This is a genomic window from Pseudomonas sp. AC532 (assembly GCF_979258965.1).
The window spans coordinates 2,079,584-2,093,138 of the sequence record NZ_OZ409888.1 but is presented as its reverse complement, the minus strand read 5'-3'; the positions used below and the strand labels follow the sequence as shown (position 1 = coordinate 2,093,138).

Sequence of the window (13,555 nt, the reverse complement as noted above, 5' to 3'; positions counted from 1 at the left end):
GGCAAACCACTGCTGCAGGCTGTCAACGATTGTCATGATTCTCTCCTTCAGGTCGTTGGGCACAGGGTAGAGCCTGTGCCATAGTCCGGCCGCTTGTTTGTCTGGATCGCTTCGATAGCTTTTCTGGATGAGCCTGCGGTCTGTTGCCTCAGGTCATGGGCAAGCGTCGCGGGTTCAGGCACGCTGCACGTAGCAACCGCCTTTACTGCCAAGGAGACGTCCATGATTCGCAAGTTTGTCGTTGCCTCTGTGCTGGCCCTGGCCAGTGCACCGCTGCTGGCTGCCGAATGTTCGGTGGAAGTGCAGTCCACCGACCAGATGACCTTCGACACCAAGGAAATCAAGGTCAGCAAGAGCTGCAAGACCTTCACCATCGACCTCAAGCATGTCGGCGACCTGCCCAGGCATGTGATGGGGCACAATCTGGTGCTGGCCAAGACGGCGGATGTGCAGGGTGTCAACACTGACGGCATTGCCGCTGGCGTCGACAAGGGTTACCTGAAGGAAGGCGATGAGCGCGTGATCGCCCATACCAAGCTGATCGGTGGCGGCGAGTCCGACTCGGTGACCTTCGACGTCAGCAAGCTGGATGCGGCCGAGAGCTACCAGTTCTTCTGCTCATTCCCCGGCCACGCGGCGCTTATGAGAGGCGCGCTGACGCTGGTCGACTGACCGCTGGCTTTACGAAAGACAAGGCCGCTGCAATGCCAGCGGCCTTTTTGCATCTGTACCTGAAACGCGCTTGGCGATGTTATGCACAAAGGCTGTTGATAAGTCTGTTTCGAAGCTGTGCGCAAGTAGACACAGCGCCCTGTTCAGGCTAAGTCGCGTTTCCAGTACTTTTTTTGAGCAGCAATTTATCTATTTAAAACAGTAGGTTGTGCATAGCTATCGGGAGGGCGTGGAATTGTCCACGGCTTCTGTGGGCAGGGCTGTGGATAAGATGAGCATGATTATCTGCAGCCTCTAAGGGGCGCGGGCTGGAGTGTGTTGATGGTTATTTGATCAAGCCCTGCCGGCCTTGGATGCCCCCTTCGATACCGTGCTGAAGTCAACAAACAATTGAGTTATTTCAGAGGTTTGCGGCCGATTTGCCGGCAGCGTGGGGGTGTTGTCCACGATAGCTGTGGGGCAAGCTGTGGATAACGTGGGGGCAGGCTGGTGCAGGCCGCTGTGCATCGGCCGTATCGCGATCCGGCGATTTTTCGCTCAGTCGCGCAGCCGCAACGCGTCGTACGCTCAGTCGTCGCCAGACTCGCTCATGCCCAGGCCGCGCCAGCGCTTGGCACCAATCAGAATGAAGCGCAGTTGCTCGGTCATCTTGGTTTCCGGGCGGCGGTGCAGGGGCAGGGAGGCCGACCGCGGGTCGATCAGCTCGGGCAGGGTGGCGAACACCGTCTTTACCACCAGGTCGGCCAGCATGCTGCGCGCGGGCTCATCCAGATGCTGCAGCTTGGGCATCAGGCTGAGGTCGCTGGCCAGGTCGGCGGCAATGCCTTCACGAAACGTGGCCAAGGCCAGACGCACGGGCAGCGAGCCGCCGAATTGTTCGCGGGCGAGAAACAGAAATTGCCCGCGGTTCTGCTCCACGGCGCTGAGAAATATCTGCACCGAGGCGTCGATCATGCCACCCAGCTCGAATTCGTTGCGCCGCACCTGGCGCAGGGTAACGCGGAAGGTCTCGCCCACCTCCGCCACCAGGGCGAGGCCCAGGGCGTCCATGTCCTTGAAGTGGCGATAAAAGCCGGTCGGCACGATGCCGGCGACGCGTGCCACTTCGCGCAGGCTGAGGCTGCTGAAGGCCCGGCCGCTGTCGAGCAGTTCCCGGGCTGCATCCATCAGCGCCTGGCGGGTGGGGTGGTGGGGGCTGTGTGCTGGCATCGAATCGCTTCCCTGGTCTGCCCGATTCGGGGTCGTAAAGCAAAACCCCGCCAGGCGGCGGGGTCGGGACTACTCGCGCCGCTGGTTAATAGCGGTTCTTCAGGCCGTAGCCTTCGTCGAGCATGCCGGGGACGTCATCGGTCTTGGGGGCATAGTCCTTGGGGATTTCATTGTCGCGCGGCGGGGTCAGGCGGTCACGTTTCTCGCCAGTCGGCTCGGCGTGCAGGGTGGCGAGCAGGCGCTGGCGCGTCACTTCGTCGAGGGCCAGGCGGTCAGCGCCATGCGACAGGTGCTCCTGAACATCGTGATAGCTCTGGGTCAGCTTCTTGACCAGATTGGCGGTGGTGTTGAAATGGGTGACCACTTCGTTCTGGTAGGTCTCGAAACGTTCCTGCATCTCGTCCAGCTGGCGCTGGGTGCGGCTGGGGGCGGCATTGGGCGCGAGGCGGGCGATCAGGAAACCGATGGCGATGCCAGCGACCAGGGTAAGTGCCGGTAGCAACCAGGCGGTGAGCGTCTGTTCCACGAGTCCTTCCTCTCTAAACGGCTTTGCTTTACGTTAACGGCTGGAACCTGCGCTGTACACTGCTAAGTGCGTAAGTGCGTGTATGCGAAGGTGTTTAAGGTATTTGCCCACCAGCCCGGCAAGGGCTTGGGTGAATCGTTCGACGAGTCGACCCTGTTCAAGGTCACGGAGTTCACTGTTGCTCATGCGCGAAACCCCCGTAATGATCGATGGCCCGAGCGGCCAGCTCGAGGCCCTTTCTCTAGAGGTGGCCGAGGCGCGCGGCGTCGCGCTGATCTGCCATCCCAACCCGGTGCAGGGTGGCACCATGCTCAACAAGGTGGTGTCGACGCTGCAGCGCACCGCCCGCGATGCCGGCTACCACACCCTGCGGTTCAACTACCGTGGCGTCGGCGCCAGTGCCGGCAGCCATGATATGGGCAGCGGCGAAGTGGATGATGCCGAAGCCGTAGCCCACTGGCTGCGCGCCACCTATCCCGAGCTGCCATTGACGCTGCTGGGGTTCTCCTTTGGCGGCTTCGTGGCGGCCAGCCTTGGTGCGCGCCTGGAAGAGCAGGGCATCGAGGTGGCGAAGCTGTTCATGATCGCCCCGGCGGTGATGCGCCTGGGTGGCGACAACCCGCCGGCCGAGCGTTGTCCACTGGTGGTTATCCAGCCGGATGCCGATGAAGTGGTCGAGCCGCAGTTGGTCTATGACTGGTCCGCCAACCTCGGGCGTGCCCACGAGCTGCTGAAAGTGGCAGAATGCGGGCACTTCTTCCATGGCAAGCTGACGGATCTCAAGGACCTGCTGCTGCCTCGTCTCTGACTGCTGCGCGGCGATCTGGCGGCGTTGAACATGGGCCTGGGGGCGGCTGGCGAATGCCGGCAGCCCGCCCGTCGTCGACACCGCCGGCCATCAGGCTGGCGTCCGCGAGCTTGCCGCGCGCAATCATCCAGTTGCTCCACGTAAAGCGAACCCGAACATGACCACTCGTATTCTTACCGGTATCACCACCACCGGCACGCCACACCTGGGCAACTACGCCGGCGCAATTCGTCCGGCCATCGTCGCCAGCCGCAGCCCCGATGCGGACTCGTTCTATTTCCTCGCCGACTACCATGCGCTGATCAAGTGCGATGACCCGGCGCGCATCCAGCGTTCGCGCCTGGAAATCGCCGCGACCTGGCTGGCGCTGGGCCTGGATACCGACCGCGCGACGTTCTATCGCCAGTCCGACATCCCGGAAATCCCCGAGCTGTGCTGGTTGCTCACCTGCGTGGCCGGCAAGGGCCTGCTCAATCGCGCCCACGCCTACAAGGCCTCGGTCGACAAGAACGTCGAAGCCGGCATCGAGCCGGATGCCGGCGTGACGATGGGCCTGTTCAGCTATCCGATCCTGATGGCCGCGGACATCCTGATGTTCAACGCCGAGAAGGTGCCGGTGGGCCGCGACCAGATTCAGCATGTCGAAATGGCCCGCGACATCGGCCAGCGCTTCAACCACCTGTTCGGCCAGGGCAAGGAGCTGTTCAAGCTGCCCGAGGTGGTGATCGAGGAAGACGTCGCCACCCTGCCGGGGCTCGACGGCCGCAAGATGTCGAAGAGCTACGACAACACCATCCCGCTGTTCGGCAGCGCCAGGCAGCTCAAGGACGCCGTGGCGCGTATCGTCACCGACTCGCGCCAGCCTGGCGAGGCGAAGGACCCGGACAACTCGCACCTGTTCACCCTCTACCAGGCCTTTGCCGCGCCGACCCAGCAGGCGGATTTTCGCGCTGCGCTGCTCGACGGGCTGGCCTGGGGCGAGGCCAAACAGGCGCTCTACGAGTTGCTCGAGGCCGAGCTGGGCGAGGCGCGCGAGCGTTATAACGCGTTGATCGCCCGCCCGGCGGATCTTGAAGACATCCTGCTGGCCGGCGCCGCCAAGGCCCGTCGCGTTGCCACCCCATTCCTCGGCGAACTGCGCGAAGCGGTAGGCCTGCGTTCGTTCCGCAGCCAGGCGTCCGGCAGCGAAACCGTCAAGAAGAGGGCAGCCAAGCGCGCGCGCTTCGTCAGCTTCCGCGACGAAGACGGCAGCTTCCGTTTCCGCCTGCTGGATGCCGACGGCGAGCAACTGCTGCTGTCGCCATCCTTCGCCGATGGCAAGGCGGCCGGGCAGGTGAGCAAGCGCCTGCAGAGCGGCGAGCCGTTGGACATCCGCGTCCAAGGGCAAGCTTTCGCTGTGTGGCTGGACGGGCAACGGGTCGGCGAAAGCCCTGCCTTCGCCGACGCGGCCGCTGCCGAGGCTGCCATTGCCCGCTTGCGTGACGCGCTGGCGCCGGAAGAAGCCTGACACCAATGGCGGGGGCTACGGTCTGAGTTTGTAGCCAATGCCGGTGACAAGAGGGCGCGTGGTTGACGCGCCCTTTGTCTGCCTGCTGATCGCAGAACGGGCGGGCCGACCCGGCTTCGTCCACTCCACGCCACTCTGCGGGAGCCTGCCAGGGCGCTTTCTCGTTTCAGTGCGTGGCTTGCGCTGAAGCGGGGACAGCCCCTAAAGTGTCGCCCCCGCTTTATTTGCCCGGTTTACGCACTATGACCCCGCTCGAACGCTACCAGGCCGACCTCAAACGTCCGGACTTCTTTCACGATGCCGCCCAGGAACAGGCCGTGCGCCACCTGCAGCGCCTGTACGACGAGCTGATCGCCGACGACCGCAGCAAGCCCGGGGTGCTCGGCAAGCTGTTCGGCAAGAAGACCATCACCCCGGTCAGGGGCCTGTACTTCTGGGGCGGCGTCGGCCGCGGCAAGACCTACCTGGTCGACACTTTCTTCGACGCGCTGCCGTTCAAGGAGAAGGAACGTACCCACTTCCACCGCTTCATGAAGCGCGTGCACGAAGAAATGCGCACCCTCAAGGACGTCAAGAACCCGCTGACGGTGATCGGCAAGCGCTTCTCCGAGCAATTCCGGGTGATCTGCTTCGACGAATTCTTCGTCTCCGACATCACCGATGCGATGATCCTGGCGACCCTGCTCGAAGAGCTGTTCAAGAATGGTGTGACCCTGGTGGCGACCTCGAACATCGTGCCGGACGGCCTCTACAAGGACGGCCTGCAGCGCGCGCGCTTCCTGCCGGCGATCGAGCTGCTCAAGGTGCACACCGAAATCGTCAACGTCGACAGCGGCATCGACTATCGCCTGCGTGCCCTGGAGCAGGCCGAGCTGTTTCACTTCCCGCTGGGCGAGGCTGCCGAGCAGAGCCTGGAGAAGAGCTTCAAGAGCCTGTTGCACGAGAAGGCCAGCGTCCAGGAAAACGAAGCGCTGATGATCGAGAACCGTGCCATCACCGCGCGCCGCGTTGGCGGCGACGTGGGCTGGTTCGATTTCCGCGAGCTGTGCGACGGCCCGCGCAGCCAGAACGATTACATCGAGCTGGGCAAGATATTCCACTCGGTGATCCTCTCCAACGTCGAGCAGATGAGCGTGGCCAAGGAAGACATGGCGCGGCGCTTCATCAACCTGGTGGACGAGTTCTACGACCGTAACGTCAAGCTGATCATCTCCGCGGAAGTGGAGCTCAAGGATCTTTACACCGGCGGGCGCCTGAGCTTCGAGTTCCAGCGCACCTTGAGCCGCCTGCTGGAAATGCAGTCCCACGAGTTCCTGTCGCGCCCGCACAAGCCCTGATCGACGCGGGGTTCAACCGAGTGGGCTGATCTGTTGCGTCTGTTGCTGGAACTGCTGGCGGTAGTGGTTTGGCGACAGGCCCGTGTGCTGGCGGAACAGGCGGGCAAAGAAACTGGCATCGTCGTAGCCGATTTCATAGCTCACCGTCTTGATGCTCTTCGGTGAGGACGACAGCAGGCCCTTGGCTGTTTCGATGCGCAGCCGCTGCAGGTAGTACAGCGGCTTGTCGCCAGTGGCGGCGTGGAATCGACGCATGAAATTGCGGATGCTCATACCGTGCTCGCGGGCGACATCCTCGAAGCGAAAGCGCTCGGCGAAGTGGTCCTCGAGCCATTGCTGGATCTGCAGGATCTTCGGGTCCTGGTGCTGTTTCTGGCCGCCGAAACCGATCAGCCCCGGTGTATAGCTGCGCCGGACTTCGTAGAGGATGTCGCGGGCCACGCTCTGCGCCACCGCAGTGCCGCAGAAGCGCTCGATCAGGTAGATGTACAGGTCGCACGCCGAGGTCGGGCCCGCCACGCAATACAGGTTGTCCGCGTCGGTCAGGTGCTTGTCCTGGTTCAGTACCACGCCTGGAAAGCGCGTGCTGAACTCGCCGAAGAAGCGCCAGCACGTGGTCGCCTCCTTGCCGTCGAGCAGCCCGCTGCCGGCCACCCAGAACGCACCATTGGCTTCGCCGCACAGGCTGGCGCCCGCGGCGTGGCGTTCGCGCAGCCAGTCGAACACCTGCGGGTAGCGGCTGCACAGCGCGTCGTAGTCGTCCCAGAACGCCGGCAGGATGATCAGTTCGGCCTGCCCATCGAGCGGGCCGTCGACCGGCAATTGAACATCGCTGAAGCTGCGTACCGGCAACCCGTCCGGGCTGACCGTGCGCACCTCGAAGGTCGGCACCAGTCCCAGGCCCTGGTGCTTGCCGTGGCGCAAGGCAGCCATATGAAAGAAATCTCTGGCCTGCATGAGGGTCGAAGCGAATACACCGGACGTGGCGAGAATGCTCACGCGAGTGAGCGAAGACGGCGGGCTGGGCATGGTTGTTGTTCTTGTTCGAGTGAGTGAATCGGGCTGAGGGTAAAGCCGTCAGGCCGTGGCTGAATCGTCTTCTTTTATCGATGCTGCGTCCAGTCTGGTCTTGCCATCCATGTTCAAGGAGCTGTCGCCATGATCGCGTTTTCCGAACTCGCTGCCTCACCGTTCACCGACTGGGACGGGACGCCGGCCGCTGCCCGCATTCTGCAAAAACAGCTCGCCGAGCAGGTGCGCCTGGAAGACGATTTTCCGCCACTGCGCGTGCTGGCCGGGGTCGACGTCGGGTTCGAGGAGGGCGGCACCATCACCCGCGCGGCGGCAATATTGCTCGATGCCGAAACCTTGCAGCCGATTGCCCAGTGCGTGGCGCGCATTCCCACCAGCATGCCCTACGTGCCGGGTTTGCTGTCGTTTCGCGAGCTGCCGGCGCTGATCGATGCGCTGGCGGGGCTGCCCGCCGAGCCGGACCTGATCGTCGTCGACGGCCATGGCATTGCGCACCCGCGTGGCTTGGGCATTGCCGCCCACCTCGGGGTGGCCAGCGGACGGCCCACCATCGGCGTGGCGAAGAAGATCCTTACCGGTTCGCACGGCGAGTTGGGCGAGGAGCGGGGCGACAAGGTCGAGCTGCTCGACCGCCAGGGCCGGCAGATCGGCTGGATGCTGCGCAGCAAGCGCAAGGTGAAGCCGTTGATCGTCTCGCCCGGCCATCGGGTCAGCATGGATCGTGCGGCAGAGTTGGTGTTGAGCTGGGGGCGCGGTTATCGGCTGCCGGAGCCGACGCGGCTGGCTGATCGGCTGGCTTCGCGCCGCGATGACAAGGGCCCCACGCTTCTCTAGGCTGCTTGGTGCAAGGATATGATGGGCTGTCGCCTATCCTACGGCTAACGCCCAAGCAGCTTGTGTGATTTGCAGGAAGAGGGTGGGCCAGCCCCACCCTTCCGACTGAAAGAGCTCACGCAACGTAGCCCGGTGTCGAGCGCAGGCTACGGATGCGGGGCGATCTTCCCGACGGCACAACGCACCGCAAGGGCGCTGCTTTATGGCGCCGGGTTGGGTTGTGCCTTGTGGATCGCCTCGATGCCTTCGAGCACCGCGTCGCTGAGCGTCAGCTCGCTGCTCGCCAGGTTGGATTCAAGCTGCTCGAGCGAGGTGGCGCCGATGATGTTGCTGGTCACGAAGGGGCGGCTGGTCACGAACGCCAGGGCCATCTGCGCTGGGTCCAGGCCATGCTCGCGAGCCAGGGCCACGTAGCGTGAGCAGGCTGCGAGGGTTTGCGGGCTGCTGTAGCGGGCGAAGCGGCTGAACAGGGTGAGGCGGGCGTTATCCGGGCGGGCGCCGTTCTCGTACTTGCCGGACAGCATGCCGAACGCCAGGGGCGAGTAGGCCAGCAGGCCACACTGTTCGCGAATGGCGACTTCCGCCAGGCCCACTTCGAAGCTGCGATTGAGCAGGTTGTAGGGGTTCTGGATCGACACCACGCGCGACATGCCGCGGCGTTCGGCGGCCTGCAGAAATTTCATGGTGCCCCACGGCGTTTCGTTGGACAGGCCGATGTGGCGGATCTTGCCGGCTTTGACCTGCTCGTCCAGCGCCTCGAGAATGTCGTCGATGGGCGTGGTGTCGGCGTCCTGGTGGTTGTAACCGAGCTGGCCGAAGAAGTTGGTCGGGCGCTCCGGCCAGTGCAACTGGTAGAGATCGATCCAGTCGGTCTGCAGGCGCTTGAGGCTGGCGTCCAGGGCCGCGACGATGTGCTGGCGATTGTGCTTGAGCTGGCCGTCGCGGATATGCGTGATGCCGTTGCCTGGGCCGGCGATCTTGCTGGCCAGAATCCAGTTTGCCCGATCGCCGCGCTGCTTGAAGTACTCGCCGATGATCTGTTCGGTCTTGCTGTAGGTTTCGGCGCGCGGCGGGACGGGGTACATCTCCGCGGTGTCGATGAAGTTGATGCCGTAGGCCTTGGCGCGATCGATCTGGGCGAACGCCTCAGGGGCGTCGTTCTGTTCCCCCCAGGTCATGGTGCCCAGGCACAGGGCGCTGACGTTGAGATCGGTTTGGCCGAGCTGGCGGTATTCCATTGGAGCGTCCTCTGACAAAAGAGCCATACAAGCAGGTTGATATTTTTTTCGCAATCAGGATAATCCGCCTCCTCTTTCTGCGGTGGAAGTGATGCGCCGCCTGCCGAAGAATCTTGCCGTACGCGGACGCGCTGACCCGAGCCCCCGAATAGCGCCCGCATCCGGCTGCCTTTGACTTGTCAAAGTACGCACTATTCAGTAAGATCCGCCGTCTATTTTTGCTGGGCGGCCCCTGAGGCTATAAAGAATGAAAACTTTTACCGCTAAACCAGAAACAGTAAAGCGCGACTGGTTTGTGATCGACGCTGCTGGCCAGACCCTGGGTCGTCTGGCTACTGAAATCGCTAGCCGCCTGCGTGGCAAGCACAAGCCCGAGTACACCCCTCACGTTGACACCGGCGACTACATCGTCGTCATCAACGCCGAGCAGGTTCGTGTGACCGGTGCCAAGACCACCGACAAAATGTACTACTCGCACTCCGGTTTCCCGGGTGGCATCAAGTCGATCAGCTTCGACAAGCTGATCGCCAAGGCGCCTGAGCGCGTGATCGAGACCGCGGTCAAAGGCATGCTGCCGAAAAACCCGCTGGGTCGCGACATGTACCGTAAGCTGAAAGTCTATGCGGGCGCTGCTCACCCTCATACTGCTCAGCAGCCTCAAGAACTGAAGATTTAACGGAATAGTTCATTATGTCGGCGACTCAAAATTACGGCACTGGCCGTCGCAAGACTGCAACCGCACGCGTTTTCCTGCGTCCGGGCACTGGCAAGATCTCCATCAACAACCGCACCCTGGACACCTTCTTCGGTCGTGAAACTGCCCGCATGGTAGTTCGCCAGCCGCTGGAGCTGACCGAGATGACCGAGAAATTCGACGTCTACGTTACCGTTATCGGTGGCGGTGTGAGCGGTCAGGCTGGTGCGATCCGTCACGGTATCACCCGCGCTCTGATGGACTATGACGAGACGCTGCGTCCGGCTCTGCGTAAAGCAGGCTTCGTGACCCGCGATGCTCGTGAAGTCGAGCGTAAGAAAGTGGGTCTGCGTAAAGCGCGTAAGCGTCCTCAGTACTCCAAGCGTTAATTCGCTGCTGTACTCGAAAACGCCCAGTTTCCTCACGGAGCTGGGCGTTTTTTATGGCCTGCCATTTCCTGGCGGCCATCCTGCGGGCCGTCGCAAGCGACGTAAAAATAGCTCCCGGCCATTTATTCATGTCTGCTCCAGGCTGCGTTCACTCCCGCCTGCTCGCCCTGAGCGCCGGGCGCCCGGGTCTACTCGCCGCTTCGTTGATGCGCGTCATGAGTCGCCGGTCTGGCCTGTGCGACTCTCGCGCCGGATTGCAGGCAGGCTGCTTCTACGGCGTGATCCTCAGCGCTTTTTGCCCTTTCATCTCAGGGTGCGCCGCGACAGCCAACCCTGCCCGGGCAGCCAGCCCGTGGGAAGGGAGTAGAGTCCGCGATGCACCGTCGAATGGATCATCGGCTGCGGTCCACAAGGTGTGAGCCCTGGCACGGGCAGTGACAAGCCTGTTTTGCGAAGGGATTTATTCATTACCATCTGGCCGCCGTTGCACGCGACCAACCGTTAATCATGAGAGGCCTGAGCGACAGGCCGGAAAGCCGATGGGAGACGACTGAATGAGCAATGACGGCGTGAATGCGGGCCGGCGTCGCTTTCTGGTGGCAGCCACTTCGGTGGTCGGGGCCGCCGGGGCGGTGGGGGCTGCAGTTCCGTTTGTGGGGTCGTGGTACCCGAGTGCCAAGGCCAAGGCCGCTGGCGCGCCGGTCAAGGTGAATGTCGGCAAGATCGAACCCGGCCAGCAGATGGTCGCCGAGTGGCGCGGCCAGCCGGTGTTCATCATGCGCCGCACCGAGGCGATTCTCGGTAACCTCGCGCGCATCGAAGACCAACTGGCTGACGCGAATTCCGAACAGTCAGTGCAGCCCGGCTATGTCGATCCGAAGACCCGCTCGATCAAGCCGGAGATTCTGCTACTGGTCGGGCTGTGCACCCATCTGGGCTGCGCGCCGTCGTTTCGCCCGGAAGTGGCGCCAGCAGATCTCGGGGAAAACTGGCTGGGTGGCTATTTCTGCCCATGCCACGGTTCACGCTACGACCTCGCCGGCCGGGTCTACAAATCGCAGCCGGCACCGCTGAACCTGCCGGTGCCGCCGCATGCCTACGAGTCGGCTGACGTGATCATCATCGGCGTGGATCAGGAGCAAGCAGGATGAGCAAATTGATGGACTGGGTGGACGCGCGCTTTCCCGCCACCAAGATGTGGAACGATCACCTGGCCAAGTATTACGCGCCGAAGAACTTCAACTTTCTGTATTTCTTCGGCTCCCTGGCGCTGCTGGTGCTGGTCAACCAGTTGCTCACCGGCGTATGGCTGACCATGAGCTACACGCCCACCGCCGAAGGTGCCTTCGCCTCGGTCGAAGGCCTCATGCGCGACGTGCGCACCGGCGATACGCCCCACGGCGCGATCCTGCGCTACATGCATTCGACCGGCGCCTCGGCGTTCTTCATCGTCGTCTACCTGCACATGTTTCGCGGGCTGCTTTACGGCTCGTACCAGAAGCCCCGTGAGCTGGTGTGGATCTTCGGCATGCTGATCTACCTGATGCTGATGGCCGAAGCCTTCATGGGCTACCTGCTGCCGTGGGGGCAGATGTCCTATTGGGGCGCCCAGGTGATCATCTCGCTGTTCGGCGCCATCCCCTATATCGGCGATGCGCTGACCGAATGGATCCGCGGTGACTACCTGATATCGGGTATCACCCTCAACCGCTTCTTCGCCCTGCACGTGGTGGCCTTGCCGATCGTGATTCTCGGCCTGGTGGTGTTGCACATCCTGGCGTTGCACGAGGTCGGCTCGAACAACCCGGACGGCATCGACATCAAGAAATACAAGGACGAGAACGGCATTCCGCTCGACGGCATTCCCTTTCACCCGTATTACACGGTGAAGGATATCGTCGGCGTGGTGGTGTTCCTGTTCGTGTTCTGCTTCGTGGTGTTCTTCTTCCCGGAGATGGGCGGCTATTTCCTCGAAAAGGCCAACTTCGAGCAGGCCAACCCGTTCAAGACCCCCGAGCATATCGCCCCGGTGTGGTACTTCACGCCGTTCTACGCGATCTTGCGGGCGATTCCCGACAAGCTGATGGGCGTGATCGCCATGGGCGCCGCCATCGCCGTGCTGTTCGTGCTGCCCTGGCTGGATCGCAGCCCGGTGCGCTCGATGCGCTACAAGGGCTGGCTGAGCAGGCTCTGGCTGCTGCTGTTCTGCGTGTCCTTCGTGATCCTCGGCGTGCTCGGCGTGCTGCCGCCGACGCCGGGCCGTACGCTGCTGTCGCAACTCTGCACGGCGCTGTATTTCGCGTACTTCATCCTGATGCCGTTCTACACCAGGCTGGAAGCGACCAAACCCGTTCCGGAAAGGGTGACCGGCTGATGAGAACGCTATTTGCTGCATGGGTGATCGCGCTACTGCCTGTATTCGCCCTGGCCGCCGGTGGCCACGGCGTGGCTCTGGACAAGGCCGATATCGACCTGACCGACAAGGCCGCGCTGCAGGATGGCGCGCGGACCTTCGCCAACTACTGCATGGGCTGCCACAGCGCCAAGTTCCAGCGCTACGAGCGGGTCGCCGCGGACATCGGCGTCTCTGCGGAGCAGATGATGGCGAACCTGGTGTTCACCGATGCCAAGATCGGCGATCACATGAACATCGGCATGAAGCCCGAAGACGCCAAGCGCTGGTTCGGTGCAGCGCCGCCGGACCTGACCCTGGTCGCCCGGGTGCGCGGCAACGACTGGCTGTACACCTACCTGCGCACCTTCTACGACGACCCGGCGCGGCCTCTGGGAGCCAACAACCTGGTGTTCCCCAATGTCGGCATGCCCAATGTGCTGGGCACGCTGCAGGGGCGCCAGTACATGGGCTGCAAGCAGGTGCAGGTGGTCGACGATGGCAAGAAACAGTACGACCCGCTGACCGGCACGCCGCTGACCACCGAGGCCTGTGACCAACTGGTGCTCGAGCCCAACAGCGGCCAGCTCGGCCCCCAGGCCTTCGACGACAAGGTGCGCAACCTGGTGACCTTCCTGGCCTACTCGGCCGACCCCAACAAGCTGCATCTGCGGCGCATTGGCACCTACGTGCTGATCTACCTGGCGGTGTTCTTCGTGTTCGCCTACCTGCTCAAGCGCGAGTACTGGAAAGACGTGCACTGACTGCATCCGGTATCATGGCCGACCTGCGTGCTTCCCCTGGAGGCCCGCAGGTTTTTTTGTGACCCGCCAACCCTGGCAGTCGCCCTCGCGGGCCGTCGCGAGCGTCATCGAAACCGCTCCCGGCGACTTTTTGTGCTTTGAAATTCTGGAGGA

At 62.9% G+C, this 13,555-nt stretch carries 14 protein-coding genes; 10 read left to right on the top strand and 4 right to left on the bottom strand.

The genetic code is table 11. From position 1 onward, the window contains the following. Window positions 1-222 precede the first annotated feature (222 nt). Complete coding sequence (gene azu / locus ACZ0AV_RS09965) at window positions 223-672, top strand: azurin (RefSeq protein WP_499150897.1); 450 nt, start codon at window positions 223-225, stop codon at window positions 670-672. 567 nt (window positions 673-1,239) lie between these two features. On the opposite strand, the gene ACZ0AV_RS09960 is transcribed toward azu, so the two are convergent. Then, window positions 1,240-1,881 carry a TetR family transcriptional regulator gene (locus tag ACZ0AV_RS09960; RefSeq protein WP_499150896.1) on the bottom strand — a complete coding sequence of 214 codons (642 nt, stop codon included), beginning with the start codon at window positions 1,879-1,881 and terminating at the stop codon, window positions 1,240-1,242. 85 nt (window positions 1,882-1,966) lie between these two features. Beyond that, on the bottom strand, window positions 1,967-2,407 hold the full coding sequence (locus ACZ0AV_RS09955) for a Z-ring associated ZapG family protein (RefSeq protein WP_499150895.1): 441 nt from the start codon (window positions 2,405-2,407) through the stop codon (window positions 1,967-1,969). A 178-nt stretch (window positions 2,408-2,585) separates the two neighbouring features. Here ACZ0AV_RS09955 and ACZ0AV_RS09950 point away from each other — a divergent pair, with 178 nt between their 5' ends. The 3 genes from ACZ0AV_RS09950 to zapE all read left to right on the top strand — a co-directional run bounded on the left by ACZ0AV_RS09950 (window position 2,586) and on the right by zapE (window position 6,059). Further along, window positions 2,586-3,215, top strand: a complete 630-nt coding sequence (locus ACZ0AV_RS09950) for an alpha/beta hydrolase (protein ID WP_499150894.1) — start codon at window positions 2,586-2,588, stop codon at window positions 3,213-3,215. 157 nt (window positions 3,216-3,372) lie between these two features. Further along, window positions 3,373-4,722, top strand: coding sequence for a tryptophan--tRNA ligase (locus ACZ0AV_RS09945; protein ID WP_499150893.1), 1,350 nt, complete (start codon window positions 3,373-3,375; stop codon window positions 4,720-4,722). Window positions 4,723-4,964: 242 nt separating this feature from the next. Beyond that, on the top strand, window positions 4,965-6,059 hold the full coding sequence (zapE, locus tag ACZ0AV_RS09940) for a cell division protein ZapE (protein WP_499150892.1): 1,095 nt from the start codon (window positions 4,965-4,967) through the stop codon (window positions 6,057-6,059). Between the two features lie 12 nt (window positions 6,060-6,071). On the opposite strand, the gene ACZ0AV_RS09935 is transcribed toward zapE, so the two are convergent. Next, the gene (locus ACZ0AV_RS09935; RefSeq protein ID WP_499150891.1) at window positions 6,072-7,088 is read right to left on the bottom strand and encodes a GlxA family transcriptional regulator; all 1,017 of its coding nucleotides are present in this window, start codon (window positions 7,086-7,088) and stop codon (window positions 6,072-6,074) included. Between the two features lie 129 nt (window positions 7,089-7,217). Between ACZ0AV_RS09935 and nfi the strand changes: the two genes are divergently transcribed. Further along, a complete protein-coding gene (gene nfi / locus ACZ0AV_RS09930) occupies window positions 7,218-7,925 on the top strand; it encodes a deoxyribonuclease V (RefSeq protein WP_499150890.1) in 708 nt (235 codons plus the stop codon). A gap of 200 nt (window positions 7,926-8,125) precedes the next feature. On the opposite strand, the gene ACZ0AV_RS09925 is transcribed toward nfi, so the two are convergent. Beyond that, window positions 8,126-9,163 (bottom strand): NADP(H)-dependent aldo-keto reductase, encoded by a 1,038-nt coding sequence (locus ACZ0AV_RS09925; RefSeq protein ID WP_499150889.1) that lies wholly within the window; start codon window positions 9,161-9,163, stop codon window positions 8,126-8,128. Window positions 9,164-9,410: 247 nt separating this feature from the next. On the opposite strand from ACZ0AV_RS09925, the gene rplM reads away from it, so the two are divergent. The 5 genes from rplM to ACZ0AV_RS09900 all read left to right on the top strand — a co-directional run bounded on the left by rplM (window position 9,411) and on the right by ACZ0AV_RS09900 (window position 13,402). Beyond that, window positions 9,411-9,839 carry a 50S ribosomal protein L13 gene (rplM, locus tag ACZ0AV_RS09920; RefSeq protein ID WP_042556349.1) on the top strand — a complete coding sequence of 143 codons (429 nt, stop codon included), beginning with the start codon at window positions 9,411-9,413 and terminating at the stop codon, window positions 9,837-9,839. A gap of 14 nt (window positions 9,840-9,853) precedes the next feature. After that, complete coding sequence (gene rpsI / locus ACZ0AV_RS09915) at window positions 9,854-10,246, top strand: 30S ribosomal protein S9 (protein ID WP_499150888.1); 393 nt, start codon at window positions 9,854-9,856, stop codon at window positions 10,244-10,246. A 554-nt stretch (window positions 10,247-10,800) separates the two neighbouring features. After that, window positions 10,801-11,397, top strand: coding sequence for a ubiquinol-cytochrome c reductase iron-sulfur subunit (gene petA, locus ACZ0AV_RS09910; protein ID WP_499150887.1), 597 nt, complete (start codon window positions 10,801-10,803; stop codon window positions 11,395-11,397). Continuing rightward, entirely contained in the window at window positions 11,394-12,620 is a 1,227-nt protein-coding gene (locus ACZ0AV_RS09905) for a cytochrome b (protein ID WP_499150886.1), read from the top strand. The genes petA and ACZ0AV_RS09905 overlap by 4 nt, the downstream gene beginning before the upstream one ends. Beyond that, window positions 12,620-13,402 (top strand): cytochrome c1, encoded by a 783-nt coding sequence (locus tag ACZ0AV_RS09900; protein ID WP_499150885.1) that lies wholly within the window; start codon window positions 12,620-12,622, stop codon window positions 13,400-13,402. Before ACZ0AV_RS09905 ends, ACZ0AV_RS09900 begins: the two co-directional genes overlap by 1 nt. Window positions 13,403-13,555 lie beyond the last annotated feature (153 nt).

What these genes read in the sequence shown, in the direction of transcription:
- rplM (WP_042556349.1), top strand. Translation starts at nt 9,411, where the DNA reads ATGAAAACTTTTACCGCTAAACCAGAAACAGTAAAGCGCGACTGGTTT.
- ACZ0AV_RS09945 (WP_499150893.1), top strand. Translation starts at nt 3,373, where the DNA reads ATGACCACTCGTATTCTTACCGGTATCACCACCACCGGCACGCCACAC.
- azu (WP_499150897.1), top strand. Translation starts at nt 223, where the DNA reads ATGATTCGCAAGTTTGTCGTTGCCTCTGTGCTGGCCCTGGCCAGTGCA.
- zapE (WP_499150892.1), top strand. Translation starts at nt 4,965, where the DNA reads ATGACCCCGCTCGAACGCTACCAGGCCGACCTCAAACGTCCGGACTTC.
- ACZ0AV_RS09935 (WP_499150891.1), bottom strand. Translation starts at nt 7,088, where the DNA reads ATGCCCAGCCCGCCGTCTTCGCTCACTCGCGTGAGCATTCTCGCCACG.
- ACZ0AV_RS09960 (WP_499150896.1), bottom strand. Translation starts at nt 1,881, where the DNA reads ATGCCAGCACACAGCCCCCACCACCCCACCCGCCAGGCGCTGATGGAT.
- petA (WP_499150887.1), top strand. Translation starts at nt 10,801, where the DNA reads ATGAGCAATGACGGCGTGAATGCGGGCCGGCGTCGCTTTCTGGTGGCA.
- rpsI (WP_499150888.1), top strand. Translation starts at nt 9,854, where the DNA reads ATGTCGGCGACTCAAAATTACGGCACTGGCCGTCGCAAGACTGCAACC.
- nfi (WP_499150890.1), top strand. Translation starts at nt 7,218, where the DNA reads ATGATCGCGTTTTCCGAACTCGCTGCCTCACCGTTCACCGACTGGGAC.
- ACZ0AV_RS09925 (WP_499150889.1), bottom strand. Translation starts at nt 9,163, where the DNA reads ATGGAATACCGCCAGCTCGGCCAAACCGATCTCAACGTCAGCGCCCTG.
- ACZ0AV_RS09905 (WP_499150886.1), top strand. Translation starts at nt 11,394, where the DNA reads ATGAGCAAATTGATGGACTGGGTGGACGCGCGCTTTCCCGCCACCAAG.
- ACZ0AV_RS09900 (WP_499150885.1), top strand. Translation starts at nt 12,620, where the DNA reads ATGAGAACGCTATTTGCTGCATGGGTGATCGCGCTACTGCCTGTATTC.